Consider the following 25,280-nt stretch of genomic DNA (forward strand, 5'->3'; position numbering starts at 1 on the left):
GCCCGGAGAATCTAACGTATTGCTTTCTATCTTCTGTCGGCGCGCCAATGCCGATAACTCGTTGAAAACCGCGCGTCTGGCGGATATTTCTTACGTAGACGCTTTCATTCGTGCTTCAGGCTGGCGGCGAGTATTTCGTATCAATAAGACGGATGCCACTCACATGTGCTTATAGTCACTAAATTTTTCGAATAGTCGTTCAATTTGTTGGTTTAACGCACTTTCGGGCTTCGGTTAGCTGAACAGGGTTAAGGCAGCAAGTGTTTGTTTCCTATAAGATTGCGTCGCCGTATAACCGCCGCTTCAGAGCCGTCCGAAAGATGATCCGTTTCCGCCAGATCGAGGCATTTCGCAGCCTCATCATGACCGGCACCAGTGTCGGCGCAGCAAAAAAACTCCATGTGACGCAGCCCGCAATCAGCCGCCTGATCGCCGATCTCGAAGCCGATCTCGGCTTCAGCCTGTTCTCGCGCATCGGCGGCCGTCTCAATCCGACGACCGCCGGCCTGCGCTTCTACAAGTCCGTCGAGGAGAACTTCCTCGGCCTGGAGCGCTTGAAGCAGGTCGCCGCAATGATTCGCGAGGAAGCTTCAGACAGCCTCACGGTCGCATGCATGCCCGTGCTCGCGACCACGCTTTTGCCGCCCGTACTCGCCGATTTCACCGAACGTCATCCCGGCGTGCCGATCAAGGTCGATTCGGTGAAAGTGCCGGAAGTGCTGGTGAACCTGCAGAACCACAAGGCCGATGTCGCGTTGAGCCTGGCGTTTCCGGCGGTCGCGGGCATCGAGGTGGAGACGCTGCTCAAGGCGCGCGCGTCGTGCGCGATGCCCACGACGCACAAGCTCGCGAAGAAGAAGATCGTGCGCCCTTCCGACTTGCGCGGCGAAAAGCTCATCGGCTGGCTGCCGAACGCGCGCCAGCCGTACGAGGCGGAGCAATCGCTGATTTCATCGACGGAAGACCGGCCGCGTTACACCGTTTTCACCGACACGGCGCACACGCGTTACGCGATGGTGGCGGGCGGGCTCGGCATTTCGATCGTCGAGCCGTTCGCGGCCAAGGTCTGGCGCGCGCACGGCGTGGTCGTGCGGCCGTTCGAGACCGACATCGAATATGAATACGTGCTGTCGTATCCGAGCAGCGGCATCCGCTCCGATCTCGTCGCATCGTTCCGAAGTTCGGTGAAGCGCGTGGTCGAGCACTATTCGTTCGAGGCCGCCGAAGAAGCGCCTCTCGCGGAGGACTGACGCGCCGCGCGCCACTCGGCCGCCGATCGGTTTTCCGTTTCATACTCTCGTCTGTTGCGCCCGCTTCAAACCCTCATCCATACGGAGCACACATGCACGATCTGAAAGGCAAGTCGATTCTCATCACCGGCGCGAGCACCGGCATAGGCGCGGCGGCGGCGCGGGCGTTCGCGCAATACGGCGCGAATGTCGCGGTGCACTACAACAGCTCGAAAGACAAGGCCGAGGAAGTCGCGAAGGACGTGCGCGCGCTCGGCGTCACGGCGATCACCGTCGGCGCGGATGTGCGCGATTCAAAAGCCATCGATGCCGCCGTCGCGCAAGTCGCCGATACCTTCGGCAAGATCGACGTGCTCATCAATAACGCGGGCAGTCTCGTGAAACGCGAGCCGATCGCGTCCGCGAGCGACGAGCTCTTCGACGAGATCATGCACATCAACGCGCGCTCGGTCGTCGCGTTCACGCGCGCGGCGCTGCCGTCGCTGCGCTCGGGCGGCGGCGGCTCGATCATCAACGTGACATCGGTGGCGGCGCGCAACGGCGGCGGGCCGGGCGCGCTCCTCTACGCGGCGTCGAAGGGCTTCGTCAGCACCATCACCAAGGGCATGGCGAAGGAACTGATGCCGGATCGCATCCGCGTGAATGCGGTCGCGCCCGGCGTGATCCAGACGCCGTTTCAGGAGCGCTTCACATCGCCGGAACAACTCGAATCCTTCCGCAAGGCAATTCCCATGGGCTTCATCGGCGAGCCGGACGATTGCAGCGGCGCGTTCCTCTATCTCGCGTCGGAAGCGATGTCGCGCTATGTGACGGGCCAGATCATCGACGTGAACGGCGGCCAGTTGATGCCCTGAGCGTCGCGCGGCTCGTGGTATATAAAGCGCTGGTCTTTCGTCGCATGCAATAAAGGAGAACGCAGGAGATGCTTTTGAAAAAGGAACTTCGCATCCGCTCGGTCGCACTCGGCGCCATCGTCGCGTCGGCGCTCATGACGGCGGGATTCGTCGAGACGGCGCCGGCTTACGCAAAAACCACCGACAATCAGCCGGCGGTGCTGACCGCGTCGGCTGTCGCGGTCGCCGACAAATACGCCGCCGACACCGCGGAACAAATCTTCAAGCTGGGCGGCAATGCGGTCGATGCGGCCGTCGCGATCGCCTTCACGCTCGCCGTGACGTATCCGGAAGCGGGCAATATCGGCGGCGGTGGCTTCATGACGCTCTACGTCGATCATCGTCCGTACTTCCTCGACTATCGCGAGCGCGCGCCGCTTTCGGCCACGCGCAACATGTATCTCGACGACAAGGGCGAGGTCATCAAGGGCATGAGCCTCATCGGGCATCGCGCGGTGGGCGTGCCGGGCACGGTCCAGGGCATGTGGGAAGCGCAGAAGCGCTTCGGCAAGTTGAAGTGGAAACAGGTGCTCGCGCCGGCCATCAAGTACGCGCAGGACGGCTTCGAAGTCGACGATCAGCTCGTTTCGCGACGCGACAACGCATCGAAGGAGTTCGCCGGCAAGACCAACTTCGATCTGTACTTCGGCGGCATGAAGGCCGGTCAGGTGTTCAAGCAGCCGGATCTCGCCAAGACCTTGCAGCGCATCTCCGATAAAGGCGCGAAAGGCTTCTACGAAGGCGAAACCGCCGAGCTGATCGCCAAGTCGATGGAAGGCCACGGCCTCATCACGACGCGCGACCTGAAGGACTACAAGGCGGTGTGGCGTCAGCCGATCACGGCGAGCTGGAACGGCTATCGCGTGATCACCGCGCCGCCGCCGAGCTCCGGCGGCGTCGGCCTCGTGCAGTTGCTCAAGATGAAGGCCGACCTCAAGGACAAGTTCCAGGACGTGCCGCTCGATTCCGCGCAGTACATCCATCTCGTGGCCGAAATCGAGAAGCGCGTGTTCGCGGACCGCGCGCAATATCTCGGCGATCCGGACTTCTACAAGGTGCCGGTCGCGCAGCTCACCAACGACGACTACATCCTGAAGCGTGCGCAGGAAGTCAATCCCGACAAGCCTTCGGACACGAAGAGCGTGCAGCCGGGACTCGGCACGTCGATGTCCGAGAAGGCGGAAACGACGCACTTTTCGGTCGTCGACAAATGGGGCAACGCGGTGTCGAACACGTACACGATCAACGGGTATTTCGGCTCGGGCGTGATCGCGGAAGGCACGGGCGTCGTGCTCAACGACGAAATGGACGACTTCGCGTCGAAGCCGGGCGTGCCGAACATGTTCGGCGTCGTCGGCAGCGATGCGAACGCCATCGCGCCGAAAAAGCGTCCGCTTTCGTCGATGACGCCGACCATCCTCACGAAGGACGACAAGGTCGCGATGGTGATCGGCACGCCGGGCGGCTCGCGCATTTTCACGTCGATTTTCCAGGTCATCACGAACGTGTACGACTTCGACATGCCGCTGGCGGAAGCCGTCGGCGCGACGCGATTCCATCATCAGTTGCTGCCGCCGGACACGATCTATCAGGAGCCGTTCCATCAGCTCGACGCGAGCGTCGTCAAGCAGCTCGAAGACAAGGGCTACAAGTTCACGATGCAGAACTTCAATGGCGACATTCAGGCGATCCGCATCGACGGCGACAAGCCCGAACCGATGTCCGATCCGCGCGGACGCGGCGTGTCGCGCGTCATCCAGTAACGCGCCTTACAACGTCGAACGAGTAAAATAGCGGCCCGGTCCGGACTAGGCGTTTCCCCTAGTCCGGCCTTTTTTCGCTCATGCGGGAGCCCCGTCCCGCGCGGGATTCGCGGCATATAAGCCGCTCGGCATGAGCGGCATGTTTTTCATGGGATTGGACCCCGCGTTCTGTTCCCCTAGTCTCTGTCCTGACCGAGTGCAGCCATCGGAGCGCGTCACCCGGCATTCATCCAGAACTACATACGAGACGACCCTGACGATGGACCCGCGGTGCCGGCGAGCTGACAAGCGCGGCGCACGGCGTTCCGTTTCAGCGTGCTGATAAAGGAGCAGCTCATGTTGGAATCCTCCGCCCAGCAGCTTGGCGACATCGACATCACCCCCACAGAACGAGAGGAAAGCGTTCAGACCGCCAGCGGCGGATTTCTCGATCGCTATTTCGGCATTTCCAAAACCGGCAGCACGGAAAAACGCGAGATCGTCGCGGGCGTTACGACGTTCCTCGCGATGGTCTACTCCGTGTTCGTCGTGCCGGGCATGCTCGGCAAGGCCGGCTTCGACACGAGCGCGGTGTTCGTCGCGGTGTGCCTCACGACCGCGTTCGGCTCGCTGCTGATGGGCGTGTGGGCGCGTCTGCCGATCGCGATCGGCTGCGCAATCTCGCTGACTGCGTTCACGGCCTTCGGTCTCGTGCTCGGCAAGGGATTGACGCCGAACATCGCGCTCGGCGCCGTGTTCCTGATGGGCGTCGTGTTCACCGCGATCTCCGTCACCGGCGTGCGTTCGTGGATCCTGCGCAATCTGCCGACGGGCGTCGCGCACGGCACGGGCATCGGCATCGGCTTGTTCCTGCTGCTGATCGCATCGAACGATGTCGGGCTCATCATCAAGAATCCCGCGCCCGGCATGCCGGTGTCGCTCGGGCATATCACGGCGTTTCCGGTGCTGATGTCGGTGGCGGGCCTCGCCGCGATCTTCGGTCTGGAGCGCCGGCGCGTGCCGGGCGGCATCCTGCTGGTGGTGATCGGCCTGTCGGCGATCGGCCTGATCTTCGATCCGTCCGTGCGCTTTCATGGCGTGTTCGCGCTGCCGGCGTTGTCGGCGCCGGGCCATGCATCGCTGATCGGTGCGATGGACATCAAGGGAGCACTCTCGATGGCCGTACTGCCGAGCGTGCTCGCGCTCGTGATGACCGCCGTGTTCGACGCGACCGGCACGATCCGCGCGGTCGCGGGCCAAGCGGGCCAGATCGACAAGAACGGACGCATCGTCAACGGCGGCCGCGCGCTGACCGCCGATTCGCTCAGCTCGATCTTCTCCGCCTGCTTCGGCGGCGCGCCGGCTGCGGCGTATATCGAATCGTCGGTGGGCGTGGCGGCGGGCGCGAAGACGGGTCTCGCGGCAAGCGTCGTCGGCGTGCTGTTCCTGGTGGTGATGTTCCTGTCGCCGCTCGCCGCGCTCGTGCCTTCCTACGCGACGGCGCCTGCGCTGATGTACGTCGGCCTGCTGATGCTCGGCAACGTGAGCAAGCTGCATTTCGAGGACACGGTCGACACGATGTCGGGCCTCGTTTGCGCGGTGTATATCGTGCTGTCGGCGAATATCGTGACGGGCATCATGCTCGGCTTTTGCACGCTCGTGATCGGCCGCATCGTCGCGGGCGAATGGCGCAAGCTGAATGTCGGCACGGTGGCGATCGCGGTCGTGCTCGCGGTTTTCTATCTCGGCGGCTGGGCGATCTGATCGACGGCTCGATCGCGTGAAGCGAAACGGCGCGCTGCCCGAGAGGACAGCGCGCCGTTTTTCATGGCCGTGTTACTTCGTGACGAGCGCGACGGAACCCGTCTCCAACAACGACTTCAAATTCGACAGAATCTTCGGCCATCCGCCCGACACGGCCTCGATGAACGGTTTGCTCTCGCTGACGTGCGTGACCGTGAGCTTGACCGCATCGCCGAGCGCCTCGATGTCGTAGGTGCAGCGCGACCAGCCCGCGTCCTTCAGATCGTCGCGAAATTCGTTGCGCCATTTCAGCACGAGGCGTTTGCCCGGCTCGGCTTCGAGCACTTCTCCGGCATCCGCGACGCGTCCATCGGAAAACAGCATCTTCCACGCGGAGCCTGCTGACCAGTCGGATTCCTGATGCATCCCGAACCAGTACTGCCGAACGAACTCAGGCGTCGTCAGCGCTTCCCACAGCTTTCCCGGCGTCGTGCGGATGTAGGTCACATACACAAACGTGTCGCTACTCATGATCGTCTCCTTCAAGCGTGCGTTTCAGGTCGGACAAAGCGTCCAGCCGCGGACGCTCGAACTTGCTGATCCAGCGTTGCGCGATCTCGTGGATCGGCACCGGATTAAGGAAATGACGCTTCTCGCGGCCATGACGCTGCGTCGACACGAGATTCGCGTCTTCGAGTATCGCGAGATGCTTCGACACGGCCTGCCGCGTCATGACGAGGCCGTCGCATAAATCGCCGAGCGTCTGGCCGTTCGCCTCGCGAAGCCGGTCGAGCAGTTGCCTGCGGCTCGCGTCGGCGAGCGCGCGAAAAACCGAATCGTCATCCATGAACGGATTATGCAACCATTTGGTTGCATGTCAAGCGCAAAAACGACAACGCCCCGGAAGCTCTTCACTTCCGGGGCGTTGCGGATGATGCTCTTGACCGGGATGCTGTCGCGCGCGGCTTACTTGCGGCGATACGATTCGACGAGAATCTCGCAGTTCTGGAGATGCAGTTGCAGCGCACGGTTCCACTCACGACGCACCGCAGCCTTTGCCGCGCGCAGCCAGGAACCGAACGAAACGACCAGGGATTGTTGTGCGGTGGTTTTCATGTGGGTCTCTCAGGGTAAGTAGCTAGGGAATAACCCTAACTATACGCCTTTCTCGCTGCACCGCAACACGTTTTCAAAAAAGCAACAGGGTATTCCCTAGGTCGATCGGTCAATTTTTCTCCGGCGCGTCGGGCGCCAACTGCACGCCCTTTTTGAAAATGAAGCAGCCGTAACCCCGAGATTCGCCGGTGGCGATCACGCAATACGCGTTCTTCGCGCGCTCGTAGAAGGCAAAACGCTCGATCGACGCCAGCGGCACGGCGCGCCCCTCGGCGTCATCGACTTCACGCTGCGCTTCGCGTTGCACGGCGGGCAGCGCGGCCGCGTCGCCGACGACCTCCATGCGCTGAGCAGGATGATCGACGAACGTATCGAGCGGCAGCACCGACAGCACCGCCCGCACCGCGCGCGGCGAACTCACGCCGTCGAGCCGCAGCACGCGCCCGAGCACCGTCTGTCGCGCGACGGAATCGGCGGGAAAGTTGGCGTCGCAGATCACGACTTCGTCGCCGTGACCCATCGCGCAGAGCGCGTGCAGGATGTCGGCGTTGAGCAGCGGATCGATGTTCTTGAGCATGTTTCTTGTTCTCCATGACGTAAGGCCAGCCGAATCTATGGTACCCGCCGCCGCGCAACCGAGGCGCAGCTAAGGCACGAGCAGGTCGCCCTGCCGCGCCGCGTCCGCGCCCGCGATGCGCGCGACCAGCATTCCCGCCGTCGCGAAGCGCGTCCAGTGCCGCGCGTAGAGCAGCCCTTCCGTCTGCGCCACGAGCGGCACGAGGCGATCGTCGAGCGGATCGAGCACGTCGGCGATGACGTCGCCCGCGCGAATCCGCTCGCCGATTTCCCGCCGATGCAGAATCACGCCCGACATCGGCGCGTGGATGTACTCGCATCCCGCAAGCGGCGTCGCGGGATTGCGCAGCGGCGGCGGCTTCGGCGCATCGCCTGCGATCATGCCGATGTGCGTCAGATAATCGACGATCGCCTGTGCATCGCGCGCCGCCATCTCGTGCGACACGTCCCGCACGCCGCGCAGTTCGAGCGTGACGGATTGCGCGCCCATCGGAATCGGAAAGCGCTCGCCGAGCGCACCGCGCAGATAGCGCCACGCCGCCGTGCACGCCTCGTCGAACGGCTCGCCGCCCGACACGTCCGCAAGCAATTGCGCCTCGCTGCCGAGATAGCGCGCGAGCGGTTCGATCGCGGGCCACGCGCCGGGCGTCGTGTAGAGATGCGCGACGGCTTCCCAGTCGCAATGCAGGTCGATGACGAGATCCGCGTCGCACGCGAGTTTCATCAGCTCGATGCGTTGCGATTCGAGCTCGGTCGCCGCTTCGAGCGCCGCCAGATGCTCGCGCAGCGCCGCGCGGATGAGCCGAGCGTTCCGCGTCGCGTCGCCCGTCAGACGGTTCTTGAGTTCGAGCGCCAATTCCGCGCCGAACTCGGGAAAGCGCCGGTTGAAGTCCTGCCCCGAGCGCATCTCGAAGCGGCCCATTTGCGTGCCGAACCAATGCTGGTTCAATCCCGCCGGATTCGCGACCGGCACGACTACGACACGCGCGTTCAGCTTCCCCGCTGCTTCCAGTTCGGCGAAGCGCCGCTTCAGATACCACGCGACGACCATGCCCGGCAATTCGTCGGCATGCAGCGAAGCCTGGATATAGACCTTCGGCGCCGCGTCGCCGTCTTGCGGACCGAATCGATAGCTCGTGATCGCGCGCCCTGTGCCGAGCGACGCGCCGACGAGCGGATGATGATGAACCTGCATCTTCGATGTATCTCTCGTCGAAAGCGAAAAGAAAAGGCATCGCGAACGATGCCTTTCCGGTCGAAAACGAATGCGGCGGGCGGCGCTTACCGGATCGAGATATCCGTCTCGAAATACTTCGCCATGATGCGCTTGAACGTGCCGTTCTTCTTGATCTCGGCGAACGCGTTGTTCAGGCCGTTCTTCAGATCGGCGTCGCCCTTGCGCAGACCGATGGCCGTGCCCGGACCGATGATCGCCTTGTCCTCGACGATCGGGCCGACGAGCGCGAACGGCTTGCCCTGCGGCTTCTTCAGAAAGCCGATGGCGGCTTGCGCGGCGTCGGTGAAGATCGCGTCGATGCGGCCCGCGACGAGATCGGCCTCGACCTGTTCCTGATCGCCGTAAGCCACGACGGTCACGCCTTGCGGCTCCCATTTCACTTTCGCGTAACGCTCCTGCACCGTGCCTTGCTCGACGCCGACGCGCTTGCCCTTCAATGCCTGCGGCGTCGGCAGGATGCCCGAGCCGGCGCGCGCGACGAGTTGCGCGTGCGTGTCATAGAGCGGATCGGTGAAATCGATCTGCTTCAGGCGCTCTTCGGTGATGCCCATGTCGGACAACACGGCGTCGAATTTGCGGGCCTTGAGGCCGGGAATCATGCCGTCGAAATTGTTTTCGACCCACACGCACTTGACCTTCATCTGCGCGCAGAGCGCATTGCCGAGATCGATATCGAAGCCGGCGAGCTTGCCGTCGGCCTGCTTGGATTCGAACGGCGGATAGGACGGATCGACGGCGAAACGGATTTGCGTGATTTCCTTCGCTTGCGCCGAGAACGACACGGCGGCGAGTGCTGCAAGCATCGCGAACGATGCGGACTTCTTCAATGACATGCTTTTCCTTCAGGACTTTCGATGAGACCGCGAAACGTCGCGCGCGGACGCGCGAAAAACCGTGAATGGTAACAAAATCGCACGATTGATCGGACGACGCGCGTCAAGGCACGACCGAAAGAAACAGGAAAGCCGCAAAGATCACGAGATGCACGACGCCTTGGAGCACGGTCGAGCGGCCCGTGCCGAGCGTAATGACGGACACGAGCAGCGTGAGCGCGAGCATGACGATTTCCTTGGGCGCGAGCCCGAGCGAAATCGGCTGGCCCATGAAGATCGACACGACGGCCACTGTGGGAATGGTCAATCCGATGCTCGCGAGCGCCGAACCGAGCGCGAGATTCAAGCTCGTCTGGAGGCGGTTCAGGCGCGCCGCGCGCAAGGCGGCGAGTCCTTCCGGCAGCAGCACGAGCGCGGCGATCACCACGCCGACCACAGCCTCGGGCGCGCCCGCCGCTGCGACGCCCGCTTCCACCGCCGGCGACAGCAGCTTCGCCAGCCCGACCACCGAAACCAGCGAAAGCATCAGAAAGATGAGCGCGACCCACGCCTCCCGGTTGCTCGGCGGCGGCGCGTGCGGCGCCTCGTCCTCGTCCTGCACGCCCGCGGCGGCCGGCGGCGTGAACGGCAGGAAATAATCGCGATGGCGGATCGTCTGCACGAACACGAACGTCACGTACAGCACGAGCGAAATCACGCCGACGAAGATCAGTTGCGACGTCGAAAGCGCGGGACCGGCGACCGTGCTCGTGAAATTCGGCAAGACCAGTGTAAGCACGGAAAGCGCGCACAGGATCGCGAGCGCGGCGCTCGCGCCTTGCAGCTGAAAATCCTGCACGTGATGCCGCAAGCCGCCGATCAGCAGACACAGCCCGACGATCCCGCAACTGCAGATCATGATCGCGGCGAACACCGTGTCGCGCGGCAGACCGGCTTTTTCCGGACCCCCGGAAAGCATCACGGAGACGATCAGCGCGACTTCGATCACCGTGACGGCGACCGCGAGCACCAGCGTGCCGAACGGCTCGCCGACGCGATGCGCGACCACTTCCGCGTGATGCACCGCCGCGAACACGGCGAACGCCAGCGCGATGGCCGCGAGCACGATCAGCGCGCCGCTGTGTATGAAAGCGGCCGCGGCCAGCACGACGAGCGCGAGAATCGGGGAAACGAGGGTCCAGTCCAGCTTGAATTTCATCGGCGCTCCGGGCGGATCGGTTGAATGGGATCGTCGGCTCTTGCGATGTAGCCACGAGGTTGCAGCAAAAACGCGCCGAATGCATCGGACCTGCGCGAGCGCCGCGCGTGCGAAGGAATTGCCGTGACAAAGGGCCGCAGACCATCGGCATCATAGCGAAAACGCAACCGCGCGCCTTCGGCACGAACGGGTGTATTTATTGCGCAATTGTCAGAGAATAACGGCTCCAGTGGTTACGTTAAGCACGGAGACACATGCTCGTCGCACCGATACCCGAGAACGAATCCGCCCGCCTTGCCACCCTGCGCACGCTCGGCATCCTCGATACGCCCGCCGAAGAACGCTTCGACCGGTTGACGCGTCTCGCGCGCCGCGTCTTCGACGTACCCATCGCGCTCGTCTCGCTCATCGACGAAAACCGTCAGTGGTTCAAGTCGTGCGCGGGTCTCGGCGTGCAGGAAACCCCGCGCGACATTTCTTTCTGCGGACACGCGATCCTGCAAGACGACGTCTTCATGATTCCCGACGCCCGCGCAGACGTCCGCTTTCACGACAACCCGCTCGTCTCGGGCCATCCGGGCATCCGTTTCTACGCCGGTCAGCCGCTCATGGTGCCCAACGGCAGCAAGCTCGGCACACTCTGTCTCATTGACACGCGCCCGCGCGAGCTGGACGGCGACGAACGCGGCCTGTTGCGCGATCTCGCGCATATCGCGGAACAGGAGATCGCGGCGATCGAGCTCGCGACCGTCGACGAGCTGACGCTCATCGCGAACCGGCGCGGCTTCGAAGCGCTCGCGCAGCATGCGCTGAACGTCTGCAAGCGCCTTGAGCGCGACGCGTCGCTGCTCTTCTTCGATCTCGACGATTTCAAGCAGATCAACGACACCTTCGGTCATGCGGAAGGGGATCGCGCGCTCGTGACCTTCGCCGCCGCGCTGCGCGAATCGCTGCGGGAGAGCGATGTCATCGGCCGTCTGGGCGGCGACGAATTCGTCGCCCTTCTGACCGACGCCCGCGAAGACGAAACGCGCCGCGCGCTCGATCGCCTGCGCGAATTGCTCGCCGCGAGCAATGCGGCATCGGCGCCGGGTTATCGGATTCGCTTCAGCGTCGGGCAGACACAGTTCGACGCCGCTCGGCATTCGTCGGTGATCGATCTGCTCGCGGCAAGCGACAGCAAGATGTACGCGCAGAAAGCCGCGCGCAAAAGCGCTCCGGCGCGCTAGCGCCAACGAGCATTGCGATCTGTGCATTGATCCGAAAGAGATTGCGCTTATTCAAATAAAAGGCGTCGCAGGCAGCGATTGTCCAGCGCGACGCCAAACGAAATACTTATTCAACGCGCCGAAAATACGGGAGGGAATAAGTTCGACGTCAAAAAACGTAATAATCGCGTCACCCGGGCACGAAGCAAAAACCGAAAATCAGTGTTTCAGTTGAACTGACGCACTTCCATCATATAATTTATTTCAATCGGCAAAGAAAATTTACGCGGACTAAATCATGTTCCTATAACAAAAAGGTATTCTCTGATGATTATCTCGTCGAATTTCAATCATCAATTCAGGAGAAGACAATGACGACTATCTTCGCGAAACTCGCGCTGTGCGCCGCGGTTGCAGGCGCGTTATGCAGCATGGTAAGCGCATCGGCGAAGGAAACGGCGACCGCGCATAAACCAGATCCCGCCGCAATGGAAGCGCTGGCCAAAATGAGCGCTTATATGCAAACCGTGAAGCAGTTCGTTCTGGATGTCGATTCGACGACAGATCAAATCATGGTGGACGGTAAAACGGCACAATTGGTCCAGTTGTCGCACACGACGAAGCTGACCGTAAATCGCCCCGATCATCTCAAGGCGGATATTTCCGGCGGTGCGCCTGGCAGCAGTCGTCACGCCTATTTCGACGGAAAGCACTTCACGCTTTACACTGAGCCGGGCAAATACTATGCGACGGTGCCGGCGCCAGCCACCATCAAGGAACTGATCAGCGATCTCGGCGACAAGTACGGAATCGAGTTGCCGTTAAGCGATATTTTCACGCTGGGAGCGAATTCGGACGACATGAAAAGAGTGCTTTCCGCCGCCTATCTCGGTGACGAGACAATAAACGGCGCGACGTGCTCACATTATGCATACCACGAAAAATCGGTCGATTGGCAGCTCTGGGTTCAGAAAGGCGATAAACCGCTGCCGTGCAAGTTGAATATCGTGACATTGTCGGACAAGGAGCGGCCGCAATACACGGCGATTTATCGCTGGAATCTCAATCCTGAAATCGGAAACGGCGCATTCGCATTCTCGGCCCCTGAGAACGCGCGCGAAATCAAAATCGTGCAGGTCAAAGACACGCAATAATCGATTAATGTAGAGATCATCATCATGAATTTGAAGAACTTCTCAAGCACGGCATGCGCGGCGCTCTTACTGGCAGCAATCGCGTCGACCGCAAGCGCCTTTCAAGTCCGCGGCGGCGCTCAAACGTCCGTGAATAGCGGCGCCTGGCAGAGCGCGCATGAAACCAATGTCGCGACACGGCAAGCCAACCGCACGACGCGTGAGGGCAACCGGCAGGACACCGTTCAGCAGGTCAGTTCGAACCGAACGAACGCGGCGACAAACATCAGCAATAACCGGATGAATGCGGCGCAGAACATCAGTGACAACCACGGCTGCTGCTACAACAACGGCGGCTGGTACAACGACCATCCGGTGGCAACCGCTGCCGCCGTCACGACAACCGTGGTCGCGACGGCAGCCATAGTCGGCTCCATCGTTCATACACTGCCGCCCAGTTGCTCCGCGATCAGCGTCAACGGCGTGACGTATCAGCAATGCGGCTCGACGTGGTATCAGCCGCAATACTCGGGCACGTCCGTTCAGTACGTGGTGGTCAACGCGCCTCACTGACCGGCGGTCGAGTTCGCTTCACTCGCTGCCGCTCTCGCGGAAATACAGGCGGCGCGGCAGGCCCCACACGATCAGCATCGCGCCCAGCAGGCACGCGCACGCGATCGCATAGAGGCCGGGCGTCGCGCTGCCGGTCATCGTCTTCACTTTGCCGACCATGTACGGACTGATGATCCCGCCGAACTGCCCGACCGAATTGATGAGCGCGATGCCGCTCGCCGCCGCGATACCGGTGAGAAAGCGCGTCGGCAGAATCCAGAACAGCCCGAGCGACGTAATGATGCCCGTCGCGGCGATCGTGAGGCCGATCACGAGCATCACCGTGTTCGTCGGGAAGAAGCCGCACAGCACGTAACCGATCGTGCCCGCGAGCGCGCATGCGCCGAGGTGCCAGCGCCGTTCGCCGGTCCGGTCCGAATGCTTGCCGATCAGGATCATGCCGATGCCCGCGACCGCGTAAGGCAGCATCGAGATCAGGCCGATCATGAACGGATCGCTCGTGCCCGCGGTTTTCACGAGCTGCGGCATCCAAAAGACGAGCCCGTAGATGCCCATCGCGAGGAACAGATAGATGAGCGCCATCACGAGCGTGACGGGCTGGCTGAACGCGGCCTTCAGCGAATGCACTTCGCCGACTTTCGGATCGCGCGCGAGTTGCGCTTTCAGCGCGCGCTTTTCGCCGGCGTCGAGCCACTTTGCGTGATCGACGTCGTCATCGACGAACGCGAGCACGACAAAGCCGAGCAGCACCGACGGAATGCCTTCGAGCAGAAAGAGCCATTGCCATCCGGGCATGCCGTTCAGGCCATCGCAGAACTTCATGATCGCGCCCGACAGCGGGCTGCCGATGATCCCGCACAGCGCGATCGACGCCATGAAAAACGAGTTGATGCGCCCGCGCCGCGACGACGGAAACCACTTCGTGAAGAAGTACAGCGCGCCCGGCACGAAGCCCGCTTCGAGCGCGCCGATCAGAAAGCGCAGCACGTAGAACCACGTTTCGCTGCGCACGAACATCATGCACGCCGACGCGATGCCCCACGTAATCATGATGCGCGCGATCCAGCGCTTCGCCCCGACGCGATGCAAAACGATATTGCTTGGCACTTCGAATAAAAAGTATCCGACGAAGAATACGCTCGCCCCGAAGCCGTACATGGCGTCGGAGAAGCCGAGCTCGCTTTGCATCTGCAGCTTCGCAAAGCTGATGTTGATGCGATCGAGATACGAAAACACGAAGCACGCGACGAACAGCGGCACGAAGCGCCAGAACACTTTCTTGTAGATGCGGCTGTCGTCGAGCGTCGCCTCGCGCGGGGCGGCGAAGGTATTCATGTGGCTTGTCTCCTTGATTTTCTTGTCTTGACGCGTGTGTTCAGTAAGTCGCGCGTCCTCCGGAGAGATCGAAGACCGCGCCCGTCGTGAACGAGTTCTCCGACGAAGCGAGGAACGCGACCATCGATGCGATCTCGTTCACTTCGACGAAGCGTCCGCGCGGAATCTTCGACAGCATGTAGTCGATGTGCTCCTGCTTCATCTGCTCGAAGATTTTCGTGCGCGCGGCGGCGGGCGTCACGGCGTTCACCGCGATATCGAGGCCGGCCGTTTCCTTGCCGAGACTCTTCGTCAGCGCGATCACGCCCGCCTTCGCCGCACTGTACGCCGACGCGTTCGGATTGCCTTCCTTGCCCGCGATCGACGCGATGTTGACGATGCGTCCATAGCCGCGCGCGATCATCGCCCTGACGATCGCCTGATTCACATGGAACGCCGCGTTGAGGTCGACGTCGATCACGCGCGACCATTCTTCCGGCGCGTAATCGGCGACCGTCGCGTTCGCGCCCGCGATGCCCGCGCTGTGCACGAGCACGTCGATTTGCCCGAAGCGCTCCAGCGTGCGCGACGTCGCGTTGGCAACTGCATCGCGATCCGTCAGATCGACGAGCACGGTCTGAACGTCGCCCAGACGCGCGCGGGCATTCGCCAGCGCGGCTTCATCGCGATCCCACAACGAGACGCGCGCGCCGCCTTCGAAGAGACGCTGCGCCACCGCGTAGCCGATGCCCTGCGCACCGCCCGTCACGACAGCCGCGCGATTCGTGAAGTCGTATCGGTTCATGCGTCCACCGTGCGTTGTTGTTGAACGCCCAGACCTTCGATGCCGAGGCGCATCGTCTGTCCCGCGCGCAAATAGATGGCGTCCGGCTTCTGCCCCATGCCGACGCCCGGCGGCGTGCCCGTCGAAATGACATCGCCCGGTTGCAGGCTCATGAAGCGCGAGAGATACGCGACGATCTCGCCGACCTTGAAGATCATCGTGCTCGTGTTGCCGTTCTGATAACGCTTGCCGTCGACTTCGAGCCAGAGCGGGAGCTTGTGCGGATCGGGCACTTCGTCGGCGGTGACGAGCCACGGACCGATCGGGCCGAACGTATCGCAGCCCTTGCCCTTGTCCCAGGTGCCGCCGCGCTCGATCTGATATTCGCGCTCGGAGACATCGTTGATGACGCAATAACCGGCGACGTGACTCATCGCATCGGCTTCGTCGATATACGCGCCGCCCTTGCCGATCACGACGCCCAGTTCCACTTCCCAATCAGTCTTCTTCGAGCCGCGTGGAATGCGCACATCGTCGTTCGGGCCGACGACCGCCGAGAGCCACTTGTTGAACACGACCGGCTCCGACGGCACCGGCAGATTCGATTCCGCCGCGTGATCGGCGTAATTGAGCCCGATGCAGATGAACTTGCCGATGCGTCCGACACACGGCCCGATGCGTTCGTTCGAAGGCACGACGGGCAGCGTCGATGGATCGAGCTTCGCGAGACGTGCGAGCGATTCGGGCAGGAGCGCATCGCCCGCGATATCGCCGACGACGCCGGACAAGTCGCGGATCGCGCCGCTGGAATCGAGAAGGCCGGGTTTTTCGCGGCCGGGAGCGCCGTATCGCAGCAGCTTCATGAGTCGGTATTTCCTTGAAGAGGTGAACGGAACCCACAATGTAGAGAACGCTGCATCGCTTGAATAATGAAAGCTGCTGCCGGGGCAATAACTTTCCGTTACCTTCTCGTTGTCCCTATGCCTGCCGAAACCATGCTGCCGAATGCCGATTCCATCGCCGCGCGCTTGCGGCTCAAGCAACTGCGCCTGCTGATCGCGCTCGACGATCATGGCTCGCTGCATCGCGCCGCCGACGAAATGGCGCTTACGCAGCCCGGCGCGACCAAGGCGCTGCGCGAGATCGAAGCGACGCTCGGCGCCACGCTCTTCACGCGTTCGGCGCAAGGCATTCAGCCGAACGAACTCGGGCGCTGCGTGATCCGCTATGCGCGGCTGATTCACATGGACGTCGCGCATTTACGCGAGGAAATGGCGGGCATTCTGCAAGGCACGGGCGGACGGCTCGCCATCGGCGCGATCACCGGCGCGGTGTCGGGCGTGCTCGTCGATGCACTCGCCCGACTGCGCGAGCGGCAGCCGGCGCTGACCATCGAAGTCGTCGAAGACACGAGCGCGCGCCTGCTCGCGCTGCTGGATCAAGGCAGGCTCGACGTCGCGATCTGCCGTGCGAGCGTCGCGCGTCAGCCGGATCATTACCACTACGTCGAGTTGCGCGACGAACCGCTCGCGATCGTCGCGGGCGTCTCCCATGCGCTCGTCGATGCACCGCGCGTCGAGTTGAGCGAACTCGCTTCGAGCCGATGGATCGTCTATCCGGCCATCATGCCGATCCGCAGCCTCTACGAGCGCGAGTTCAAGGAAGCGGGGCTGCCGCTGCCCTTGCATCCGATCGAAACGGCATCGACCATCACGACCGTCCTGCTGCTGCAGCGCGATCCGACGCTCGTCGCGATGATGCCGCTCGACATGGCGACGTTTCTCGCCGGACACGGACTCGCGAAGCGGCTTGCCATCGCGGTGCGTTCGCGCACGGAGCCGTATGGCGTCGTGACCAGAAAAGGCGCGGCATTGCCGGCGCCCGCGCGGCTCATCATCGAGGAACTGACGCGCGAAAAAAACGCGGACGGGTGATGTGCCCGTCCGCGTTTTCGGCTTCGACTGCCACGCCGCTTACGACACCAGCTCGGCGTTCAACGTGATCTTCGCGTTGCCCGCAAACAGCTTCGACACCGGACAGCCCTCTTTCGCGGCCTGCGCAGCCTTGTCGAAAGCGGCTTTGTCGGCGCCGGGAATCTTCGCCTTGAGATCGAGCTGGCAGGCGGTGATCGTGAAGCCGTCGCCGTCTTTATCGAGCGTCACGGTCGACTTGGTTTCGAGGCTCTCGGCCTTCATGCCGGCCAGCTCGAGTTGCAGCGAGAGCGCCATCGTGAAGCAGCCCGCGTGCGCCGCGCCGATCAGCTCTTCCGGATTGGTGCCCGGACCTTCCTCGAAGCGCGACTTGAAGCCGTACGGCGCCTCGTTGAGCACGCCGGTCTGCGTCGAGATGAAACCCTTGCCGTCCTTGATGCCGCCGCTCCATTTTGCCGATGCTGTCTTTTGCACGAGAGTTCTCCAGAAGATAAATTGGAACCGACGATTCGCACGCGCCGTGCCCGAACGGCGCCCTTCGATAGCCCGAGCGCTTGCATCGTAGCCGATCGCTCGAGCGGGTGCAGGGAGCCTGCGCATTGGACTATCATCGCCCGTTCGCGTTTAACACAACACCACATCACATGGGTCCACCTACCGAACGCATCACCGAAGACCGCACGCCGCCCGATCACGTCGATGTCGTCGTCGTGGGCGGCGGCGTCATCGGCATCAGCACGGCGCGCGCGCTCGCCGAAAAAGGCTTGTCGGTCGCCGTGTGCGAAAAGGGCTATATCGCCGGCGAGCAATCGAGCCGCAACTGGGGATGGTGCCGCGCGACGCATCGCGACCTGCGCGAACTCGAACTGAGCCTCGAAAGCCTCAAGCTCTGGCGGCGCATCGATGCGGAACTGGGCATCGACACCGGCTTTCGCGAATGCGGCATTCTCTACGCCGCCGACGATGCCAAAGCCCTCGCCGATCACGAAGCATGGCTCGCGCGCGCCGTCGCGCTCGTCGGCCGCGACGCGCTCGATTCGCGTATCACGTCGCCCGACGAAACCGGCGCGTTGATGTCCGGCACGTCGCGACGCTTCGCGGGCGGCATCTACACACCGAGCGATGGCCGCGCGGAACCGCAACGCGCCGTGCCCGCCATGGCCGCAGCGCTGCGCGAACGCGGCGTGAAAGTGCTCACGCCCTGTGCGGTGCGCGGCATCGAAACGAGCGGCGGCGCGATACACGGCGTGGTCACGGAACACGGACGCATCCGCTGTTCGAGCGTGGTCATCGCGGGCGGCGCGTGGACGCGCTATTTCGCGGGCAGTCTCGGCGTAGATGTGCCGCAACTCATGGTGCGTTCGTCGGTCACGCGCACCGCGCCGCTCGACGGCGGACCCGACGTCAGCGCGTGCAATCAGGAAATGGGCTATCGCAAGCGTCTGGACGGCGGCTACACCATCGCGAATGCGTTTCACAGCTATCACGACATCACGCCCGACAGCTTTCGGCTCCTCGTCAAATTCCTGCCCGCGCTCAGGAGCCAGATCGGTTCGATCAAGCTCGGACTCAACGCGCGCTTCTTCGAGGAACTTCGACGCCCGCGCCGCTGGCCGCTCGACCGGCCGACCGTCTTCGAAACCGCGCGCACGCTCGATCCGGTGCCGGTCGAATCGTTCAACGAAGCGGCGGTCACGGAGTTCCGCAAGCTCTTTCCGGCGCTGAATCCATTGCGCATCGAACAAGCGTGGGCGGGCTATATCGACGTGACGCCAGATGCCGTGCCGGTCATCTCCCGCGTGGATGGCAAACCGGGGCTTTTCATCGCGACGGGTTTCTCGGGGCACGGCTTCGGCATCGGTCCGGGCGCGGGCCGACTGATGGCGGATATCGTCGCGAACGACGCACCGATCGTCGATCCGCGCGCGTTTCGCCTGTCGCGCTTCTTCGACGGCACCAAGATCGAGCTCGACGGCGGATTCTGATGCGTCGCGCGACCGCGCGTCGGCGGCGCGCACGCGCTAACATACCGGTTTTGCGGACGTCGCCGGAAACGCGGCGTTCGCCCGGTTCAGTCAAACGGCGCAAACACGCGCCGTTCGTTTTTGAGGCTCACATGGCATCCACGTCAGTTCTTTATATCGACGTCTGGTCGGACTTCGTGTGTCCGTTCTGCTATCTCGAGACGCCCGTGCTCGACCAGTTCCGCAACGCATACGGCGATGCGGTCGAGATTCGCTGGCACGCGTTCGAATTGCGTCCGGAGCCGACGCCGCTCGTCGATCCGAACAGCGAGCAGATCGTCGAATCGTGGGAGAAATCGGTGCGTCCGCTCGCGGAAGAACGCGGCGTGACGATGCGTATGCCGCCGGTCGCGCCGCGCAGCCGCAAGGCATTCGAGACGGCGATGTTCGCGCGCGAATCCGGCCGTTACGATCTCGTGCATCGGGCGATTTTCAAGGCGTATTTCGAGGAAGGCATCGATATCGGCGATACCGACGCGCTGCTCGACATCGCGGCGACCTGCGGCGTCGATCCCGAACTGCTCGAGGAAGCGCTCGATGACGGCACGTACACCGATCTCGTGATCGAAGACGAAGAGTTCGCGAAGAAGCTCGGCGTGACGGGCGTGCCGTTCGCTGTGCTGTCGCGCGAGCCCGCGCCCGGCCAGGAACCGCCGCCGCCGATCGCGCTGCGCGGCGCCGCGCCGATTCAGCATTTCGAGGCTGCGGTCGAGCGGCTCTTTCCCGACGGCTTTCCGGGCGCCTGAAGCGCGTCGAGGCCGCTTAGCTGTGCTCGGCCATGAACGATTTCAGCGCGATCCGCTGCGACGGTTCGAGCGTTTCGAACTCGAGCCCGTACGCCGCGCTGCCATCGGCAGGTTCGGTCGCGCCGACATGGCGCACGATCGCGATGGTCTCGATCTTCACCTCGACGCCATCGGTCCTGAACTGAAATGAAAGTTGCAGACGCTCGCCCATGTGCGCGACCGGATTCGCGACGGTCAGCGACATGCCGTACGGACTGATGTCGCTCACGCGGCCCAGTTGCAGGGCGCTCTGCGGCTCCCCGACGGCCGCGAAATGCGCCGCGAGACGAGTCGGCATCCGCGCGAACTTGCGCGTGCGCAATCGGCGGATCGCGCCCGGCGCCGATAGCACCGCGTAATTGAACGGCTCGCGGCAGGTGGCATCGACGGTGCAGGCGAAGCGGAACACGCCCCGCCCCGTCAGCGCGACCAGATCGACCTGCTCGCCCAGCGTCAGAACGAGCGGATCGAATCCCGCCATCAAAGGCTGCGTCACGAAGAGCGAACGCTCGCCATTGCGGCGCGGCGTCGAAAAGCCGATCACGCGGCTCGCGTACATGGCAGAACCCGTGCCGCCCGTGCCGCGCAAGCCGACCCGCGCGCCGATCGTGAGACCGATGTCCTCCAGCGTCAGCGGCCCGTCCTTCGCGAACTCTTCCTCGGGCGCGCTCGGCGCTGCCGCCTGAATCGCACGATTCGGCTCGAAGTGCCGGAACATGAATTCGAGCGCCGCGCCGTCCGGCACGACGGCGCCGGCGTCGAACAACATCGCGCCATCTGCGGCGACGATCGGCCATTCGAGCGGCGTGCCAAGCGGAATCTCGGACGGTTCGAGACGCGCCAGCGACTGGCGCGCATCTGCGACGGTTTCTTCGGTCATCTTATCGGACGATTCTTAGGTGTTTTCCGCAATCGTCGTGCTTGCCGGGGTTGCCGTCAAGTGCTGTATGGCAAGTTTTACGTTAGCGTACTGATATTTTTACCGCGCGATGGATTTTCTACCGGGCCAAGCGTCGGCATGAGTTTATGCGCACAAAGTTTCGCTGCGACGCATGTTCAGCGAACCGTAGCGCCCGATTCGGCCGAATGAGGAACGGGTTTTTGCGGCGAATTCGTCACGCTTTCGATGGCAGCCAGCACTTGCGGCACGTCGGGAGGTGCGCCCTCTTCGCCGATCGACGCCGACCGTCCGGGATCATTCACGCCGAAATGCTCTCGCGAGGTCGCGGCAAACAACATGACGGTGCGGCGCTGCAAGGCGTGCGCGAGATGCACGAGCCCGGTATCCGCGCCGACAACGAGTTCAGACGCCTGAATCCAGTGGGCGCATTCCACGACCGACAGCTTCGGCAGCACGGTCGCACCCGGCACGAGCGCGGCGATGGCTCGCGCCTCGTCCTGCTCGCGCTCCGTTCCCCACGGCAGCGCGATCGAATAACCGCGCGCGGTCAGCCAGCGGCCGACTTCGCCCCAATGCGACTGCGGCCACTTCTTCACGTCCGCCGACGTCGCATGAAACAGCATCGCGATGCGCGCGTCGCGCGGAATGTTCAGCTCGCGGGTGGGCGCGGGCAGGCGGATGTTGAAGTCGGGCGGGTCTTCCAGACGATAGCCGAGCGCATCCGCGACGCTCACGCGCATGCCGCGCCAGGCATCGGTGAGCGGACGCGGACCGAAGCGCGCGTTGTACGCGAAAGCCGCGCCGCGCTCGCCGAGATCCTGATTCAGATACCCGTAACGCCGCCGTCCGCGCGCGATGAACGCGATGATCGCGCTCTTGTAGACACCGTGAATATCGACGATCACGTCGTATTTTTCGACGCGCAACTCACCGATCGACGCGCCGATCTCCTTCAGATCGTTCCAGCTGCGCGCCTTCTTGAACTTGCGCAAGGGCGCGCTCAGCACGCGATCGACGCCGGGATTCCAGCGGATGATATCGGCGAAGGCGGCGTCCGCGGCCCAGTCGATTTTGGCTGAAGGAAATGCGCGCCGCAGATCGGCAACGACGGGTAGCGTCTCGACGATATCGCCGAGAGACGTGACTTTGACGATCAGAATTCGCTTCATGAACGGGACGAGAATGTTCCGGTGCGAGTCGCGGCCAGCGGCAATGCTGGGCCGAACCCCGAAAACCAGCGATTCTAATGAATTTGAGACGAACGCGATGTCAGCGTTTGTAAGGACTATCCGGAAACGGACGCTGCGACGGCTTCAGAATAGACCAATTCGCACCGTCCGGTTGCCGCGACGCGCGCCCGTCGATCAGAGCGAACGCGTCGAGAACGTGTCGCACTGGGCGACATCGCCCGATGACATGCCGCGCCGCAGCCAGCGCTGGCGTTGCGCGCTCGTCCCGTGCGTGAACGCCTCGGGCACGACGCGACCTTGCGATTGCTGTTGCAGACGGTCATCGCCGATCGCGGCCGCCGCGTTCAAGCCTTGCTCGAAATCGCCCGGCTCGATCAGCTTGGCGTTCTCGCGCTGCGCGACCGCGGCCCAGACGCCCGCGAAGCAATCCGCCTGCAACTCGACGCGCACCGACAGCGCGTTCGCCTGCTCGCGCGACATTCGCGAGCGCGCCTGATCGACCTTGTTCATGATGCCGAGCACGTTCTGAACGTGATGCCCGACTTCATGCGCGATCACATACGCCTGCGCGAAATCGCCGCTCGCGCCGAAGCGGTCGCGCAACTCGCGATAGAACGAAAGATCGATGTACACCTTGCGGTCGTTCGGGCAATAGAACGGGCCCATGGCTGCCTGCCCGGTGCCGCACGCGGTTTGCGTGGCGCCGGAAAACATCACGAGCCGCGGCGCCGGATAGTCCTGATTGAACTGCGCGCGAAAGATGTGCTGCCACGTCTGTTCCGTGTTGCCGAGCACGCGGCGCACGAACACGGCGCCGGGATCGTTGGCCGGCTGCGCATTGGACGGCGCGGCCTGCTGTTGCGGCGCATTGCCATGCAGAACTTGCGCGCCGTTGATGATCGTCATCGGATTGATGCCGAAGAAATACGACGCCGCGAGCGCCACGACGATCGTCCCGATGCCGATCGATCCGCCGCCCATTCGAAAACCGCCCCCGCCGCGCCGGTCCTCTACATTCTGACTTTCCTGCTGGTCATCGAGGCGCATGATGCTTCTCCTTCCTACGCGCACGTCGCGCGTGTCAAAAGCGATTATGGTAACCGCGCCTGTCGCACGTCCCGTGCCGCGACAACGTAAAAGTTCTTTCTGAACCGATCAAAACCGGCGCCTCTTGCGCGCGGCGATTCCAGTGCGGTCGATTGTCGCGAAAACGCGTGCGCGATCTTGCCGCAGCGCACTAAATCTCCATCTCGAAATCATCGAGAAATCAATCCGATAGCGGTGCTAAACCCTTGAAACTGCGGCATTTGCGCGCAATGACAATTCACTGACGCATCGCAACACCCGTCTCGAAACAGAGCTAAGCTCCGGCCCGTCGCACGTCTCGATCAGCACAGGACACAACCGCTCCCGACTGCGGGCGCGCGTGAATTTCAAGGCACAAGTCATCATGCATTCGACTCCCGAAGCACTCGATCTGGCGCGCATCCAGTTCGCGTTCACCGTCTCGTTCCACATCATCTTTCCGGCGCTTTCCATCGGGCTCGCGAGTTTCATCGCCGTGCTCGAAGGCGCGTGGCTCAAAACCGGCAAGCCGGTCTACAAGGAGCTGTGTCTCTTCTGGTCGAAAGTCTTTGCCGTCGCGTTCGGTATGGGCGTCGTGTCGGGCGTCGTCATGGCGTACGAATTCGGCACCAACTGGGGCGGCTTTTCGAGCTTCGCCGGTCCGATCACCGGGCCGCTGCTCACCTATGAAGTGATGACCGCGTTCTTCCTCGAAGCGGGCTTCCTCGGCATCATGCTGTTCGGCTGGAACAAGGTCGGCCCGAAGGCGCACTTCGGCGCAACGCTGATGGTCGCCATCGGCACGCTCATCTCCACCTTCTGGATTCTCGCCTCGAATAGCTGGATGCAGACGCCGCAGGGCTTTCGCATCGAAGGCGATCATGTCGTGCCGGTCGACTGGTGGGCGATCATCTTCAATCCGTCGTTTCCGTACCGGCTCGCGCATATGGCGATTGCGGCGTTCATCGTGGCGGCGCTCGTCGTGGCCGCGACCGGCGCGTGGCATCTGCTGAAAGGCCGGCGCGATCCGGCCATCAAGAAGATGTTTTCGATGTCGCTCTGGCTGCTGCTCGCCCTGACGCCGATTCAGGCGCTCGTCGGCGACGCGCACGGCCTCAACACGCGCGAACATCAGCCGGCGAAGATCGCGGCGATCGAAGGCATCTGGGAAACGGAGAAAGGCGGCACCGCGCTCAATCTCTTCGGCATTCCCGACATGGAAGCCGAAACGACGAAATACGCCGTGCAGATTCCGCATCTCGGCAGCCTGATCCTCACGCATAGCTGGGACGGCGAGATTCGCGGCCTGAAGGAATTCCCGAAGGAAGATCGTCCGAACTCGACGCTCGTGTTCTGGAGCTTCCGCGTGATGGCCGGACTCGGCGTGCTGATGATCGTGATGTCGTTCGCGGCGTGGTGGCTGCATCGCAGGCGCAAGCTGTTCGAGGCGCGCTGGTTCCATCGCTTTGCGCTTGCGATGGGTCCGAGCGGATTCATCACGCTGCTCGCGGGCTGGGTCACGACCGAAGCCGGACGCCAGCCTTGGGTCGTGTACGGCGTGATGCGTACTGCCGATGCCGTCTCGCCGGTCACGGCGCAGCAAGTCGGCGTGTCGCTGCTCGCGTTCGTGATCGTCTACACGATCGTCTTCGGCACGGGCATCTACTACTTGCTGAAGCTGCTGCGTCACGGCCCCGCGTTGCCGGGCGCGTCGACGCAGCCGTCGGACGGCAGCGCGCGGCGTCCGCTCAGCCTTCCGAATCAGTCCATCGAAGGAGCTTAAG

Annotated in this window: 25 protein-coding genes; 11 read left to right on the forward strand and 14 right to left on the reverse strand. The window is 63.0% G+C overall.

The window, feature by feature from the left end:
- Positions 1-320 precede the first annotated feature (320 nt).
- From QCE49_RS29765 to QCE49_RS29780, 4 genes are all read left to right on the forward strand, one after another.
- Complete coding sequence (locus QCE49_RS29765; RefSeq protein WP_008353175.1) at positions 321-1,250, forward strand: LysR substrate-binding domain-containing protein; 930 nt, start codon at positions 321-323, stop codon at positions 1,248-1,250.
- Between the two features lie 92 nt (positions 1,251-1,342).
- Positions 1,343-2,104 carry an SDR family NAD(P)-dependent oxidoreductase gene (locus QCE49_RS29770; RefSeq protein WP_008353174.1) on the forward strand — a complete coding sequence of 254 codons (762 nt, stop codon included), beginning with the start codon at positions 1,343-1,345 and terminating at the stop codon, positions 2,102-2,104.
- Positions 2,105-2,238: 134 nt separating this feature from the next.
- Positions 2,239-3,906, forward strand: coding sequence for a gamma-glutamyltransferase (gene ggt, locus QCE49_RS29775; protein WP_409017615.1), 1,668 nt, complete (start codon positions 2,239-2,241; stop codon positions 3,904-3,906).
- A 336-nt stretch (positions 3,907-4,242) separates the two neighbouring features.
- Positions 4,243-5,649 (forward strand): NCS2 family permease, encoded by a 1,407-nt coding sequence (locus tag QCE49_RS29780; protein ID WP_008353171.1) that lies wholly within the window; start codon positions 4,243-4,245, stop codon positions 5,647-5,649.
- Between the two features lie 72 nt (positions 5,650-5,721).
- On the opposite strand, the gene QCE49_RS29785 is transcribed toward QCE49_RS29780, so the two are convergent.
- The 7 genes from QCE49_RS29785 to QCE49_RS29815 all read right to left on the reverse strand — a co-directional run bounded on the left by QCE49_RS29785 (position 5,722) and on the right by QCE49_RS29815 (position 10,588).
- Entirely contained in the window at positions 5,722-6,159 is a 438-nt protein-coding gene (locus tag QCE49_RS29785; RefSeq protein ID WP_008353168.1) for an SRPBCC family protein, read from the reverse strand.
- On the reverse strand, positions 6,152-6,475 hold the full coding sequence (locus tag QCE49_RS29790) for a helix-turn-helix transcriptional regulator (protein ID WP_250456814.1): 324 nt from the start codon (positions 6,473-6,475) through the stop codon (positions 6,152-6,154). The genes QCE49_RS29785 and QCE49_RS29790 overlap by 8 nt, the downstream gene beginning before the upstream one ends.
- A 119-nt stretch (positions 6,476-6,594) precedes the next feature.
- A complete protein-coding gene (locus tag QCE49_RS29795) occupies positions 6,595-6,744 on the reverse strand; it encodes a hypothetical protein (RefSeq protein WP_157695790.1) in 150 nt (49 codons plus the stop codon).
- A gap of 109 nt (positions 6,745-6,853) precedes the next feature.
- Positions 6,854-7,321 (reverse strand): RbsD/FucU family protein, encoded by a 468-nt coding sequence (locus tag QCE49_RS29800; protein ID WP_008353164.1) that lies wholly within the window; start codon positions 7,319-7,321, stop codon positions 6,854-6,856.
- Positions 7,322-7,390: 69 nt separating this feature from the next.
- Positions 7,391-8,515, reverse strand: a complete 1,125-nt coding sequence (locus QCE49_RS29805; protein ID WP_008353162.1) for a succinylglutamate desuccinylase/aspartoacylase family protein — start codon at positions 8,513-8,515, stop codon at positions 7,391-7,393.
- 86 nt (positions 8,516-8,601) lie between these two features.
- Positions 8,602-9,390, reverse strand: coding sequence for an ABC transporter substrate-binding protein (locus tag QCE49_RS29810; protein WP_175979415.1), 789 nt, complete (start codon positions 9,388-9,390; stop codon positions 8,602-8,604).
- Between the two features lie 103 nt (positions 9,391-9,493).
- Entirely contained in the window at positions 9,494-10,588 is a 1,095-nt protein-coding gene (locus QCE49_RS29815) for a calcium:proton antiporter (RefSeq protein WP_175979416.1), read from the reverse strand.
- A 254-nt stretch (positions 10,589-10,842) separates the two neighbouring features.
- Here QCE49_RS29815 and QCE49_RS29820 point away from each other — a divergent pair, with 254 nt between their 5' ends.
- From QCE49_RS29820 to QCE49_RS29830, 3 genes are all read left to right on the forward strand, one after another.
- On the forward strand, positions 10,843-11,817 hold the full coding sequence (locus tag QCE49_RS29820) for a diguanylate cyclase (protein WP_250456815.1): 975 nt from the start codon (positions 10,843-10,845) through the stop codon (positions 11,815-11,817).
- Positions 11,818-12,167: 350 nt separating this feature from the next.
- The gene (locus tag QCE49_RS29825) at positions 12,168-12,950 is read left to right on the forward strand and encodes a DUF2092 domain-containing protein (RefSeq protein WP_250435905.1); all 783 of its coding nucleotides are present in this window, start codon (positions 12,168-12,170) and stop codon (positions 12,948-12,950) included.
- Between the two features lie 129 nt (positions 12,951-13,079).
- Positions 13,080-13,502, forward strand: coding sequence for a DUF6515 family protein (locus QCE49_RS29830; RefSeq protein ID WP_309792415.1), 423 nt, complete (start codon positions 13,080-13,082; stop codon positions 13,500-13,502).
- An 18-nt stretch (positions 13,503-13,520) separates the two neighbouring features.
- Here QCE49_RS29830 and QCE49_RS29835 read toward each other — a convergent pair whose 3' ends face one another.
- The 3 genes from QCE49_RS29835 to QCE49_RS29845 are packed head-to-tail and all read right to left on the reverse strand — an operon-like array spanning position 13,521 to position 16,463.
- Positions 13,521-14,837: an MFS transporter gene (locus QCE49_RS29835; protein ID WP_008353154.1), complete on the reverse strand. Its 1,317-nt coding sequence runs from the start codon at positions 14,835-14,837 to the stop codon at positions 13,521-13,523.
- A gap of 40 nt (positions 14,838-14,877) precedes the next feature.
- Positions 14,878-15,621, reverse strand: a complete 744-nt coding sequence (locus QCE49_RS29840; protein WP_008353153.1) for an SDR family NAD(P)-dependent oxidoreductase — start codon at positions 15,619-15,621, stop codon at positions 14,878-14,880.
- Entirely contained in the window at positions 15,618-16,463 is an 846-nt protein-coding gene (locus QCE49_RS29845; protein ID WP_008353152.1) for a fumarylacetoacetate hydrolase family protein, read from the reverse strand. The genes QCE49_RS29840 and QCE49_RS29845 overlap by 4 nt, the downstream gene beginning before the upstream one ends.
- 132 nt (positions 16,464-16,595) lie before the next feature.
- On the opposite strand from QCE49_RS29845, the gene QCE49_RS29850 reads away from it, so the two are divergent.
- Positions 16,596-17,534 (forward strand): LysR family transcriptional regulator, encoded by a 939-nt coding sequence (locus QCE49_RS29850; RefSeq protein ID WP_008353151.1) that lies wholly within the window; start codon positions 16,596-16,598, stop codon positions 17,532-17,534.
- Positions 17,535-17,573: 39 nt separating this feature from the next.
- Here QCE49_RS29850 and QCE49_RS29855 read toward each other — a convergent pair whose 3' ends face one another.
- Positions 17,574-18,005 carry an OsmC family protein gene (locus tag QCE49_RS29855; RefSeq protein WP_008353150.1) on the reverse strand — a complete coding sequence of 144 codons (432 nt, stop codon included), beginning with the start codon at positions 18,003-18,005 and terminating at the stop codon, positions 17,574-17,576.
- Positions 18,006-18,175: 170 nt separating this feature from the next.
- Between QCE49_RS29855 and QCE49_RS29860 the strand changes: the two genes are divergently transcribed.
- A complete protein-coding gene (locus tag QCE49_RS29860; protein WP_250456817.1) occupies positions 18,176-19,516 on the forward strand; it encodes an FAD-binding oxidoreductase in 1,341 nt (446 codons plus the stop codon).
- A 131-nt stretch (positions 19,517-19,647) separates the two neighbouring features.
- Positions 19,648-20,301 (forward strand): DsbA family protein, encoded by a 654-nt coding sequence (locus QCE49_RS29865; protein ID WP_033537055.1) that lies wholly within the window; start codon positions 19,648-19,650, stop codon positions 20,299-20,301.
- Between the two features lie 16 nt (positions 20,302-20,317).
- Here the strand turns inward: QCE49_RS29865 and QCE49_RS29870 are convergent, their stop codons facing one another.
- From QCE49_RS29870 to QCE49_RS29880, 3 genes are all read right to left on the reverse strand, one after another.
- Positions 20,318-21,220: a flagellar brake protein gene (locus tag QCE49_RS29870; protein WP_250456818.1), complete on the reverse strand. Its 903-nt coding sequence runs from the start codon at positions 21,218-21,220 to the stop codon at positions 20,318-20,320.
- Positions 21,221-21,396: 176 nt separating this feature from the next.
- A complete protein-coding gene (waaC, locus tag QCE49_RS29875) occupies positions 21,397-22,410 on the reverse strand; it encodes a lipopolysaccharide heptosyltransferase I (protein ID WP_250456819.1) in 1,014 nt (337 codons plus the stop codon).
- Positions 22,411-22,605: 195 nt separating this feature from the next.
- Positions 22,606-23,478 (reverse strand): neutral zinc metallopeptidase, encoded by an 873-nt coding sequence (locus tag QCE49_RS29880; RefSeq protein ID WP_250435911.1) that lies wholly within the window; start codon positions 23,476-23,478, stop codon positions 22,606-22,608.
- A gap of 403 nt (positions 23,479-23,881) precedes the next feature.
- On the opposite strand from QCE49_RS29880, the gene QCE49_RS29885 reads away from it, so the two are divergent.
- On the forward strand, positions 23,882-25,279 hold the full coding sequence (locus QCE49_RS29885) for a cytochrome ubiquinol oxidase subunit I (RefSeq protein WP_175979424.1): 1,398 nt from the start codon (positions 23,882-23,884) through the stop codon (positions 25,277-25,279).
- Position 25,280: the final 1 nt, after the last annotated feature.

Origin of the sequence: Caballeronia sp. LZ008, from assembly GCF_031451435.1 — a bacterium.
Taxonomy (GTDB): domain Bacteria; phylum Pseudomonadota; class Gammaproteobacteria; order Burkholderiales; family Burkholderiaceae; genus Caballeronia; species Caballeronia zhejiangensis.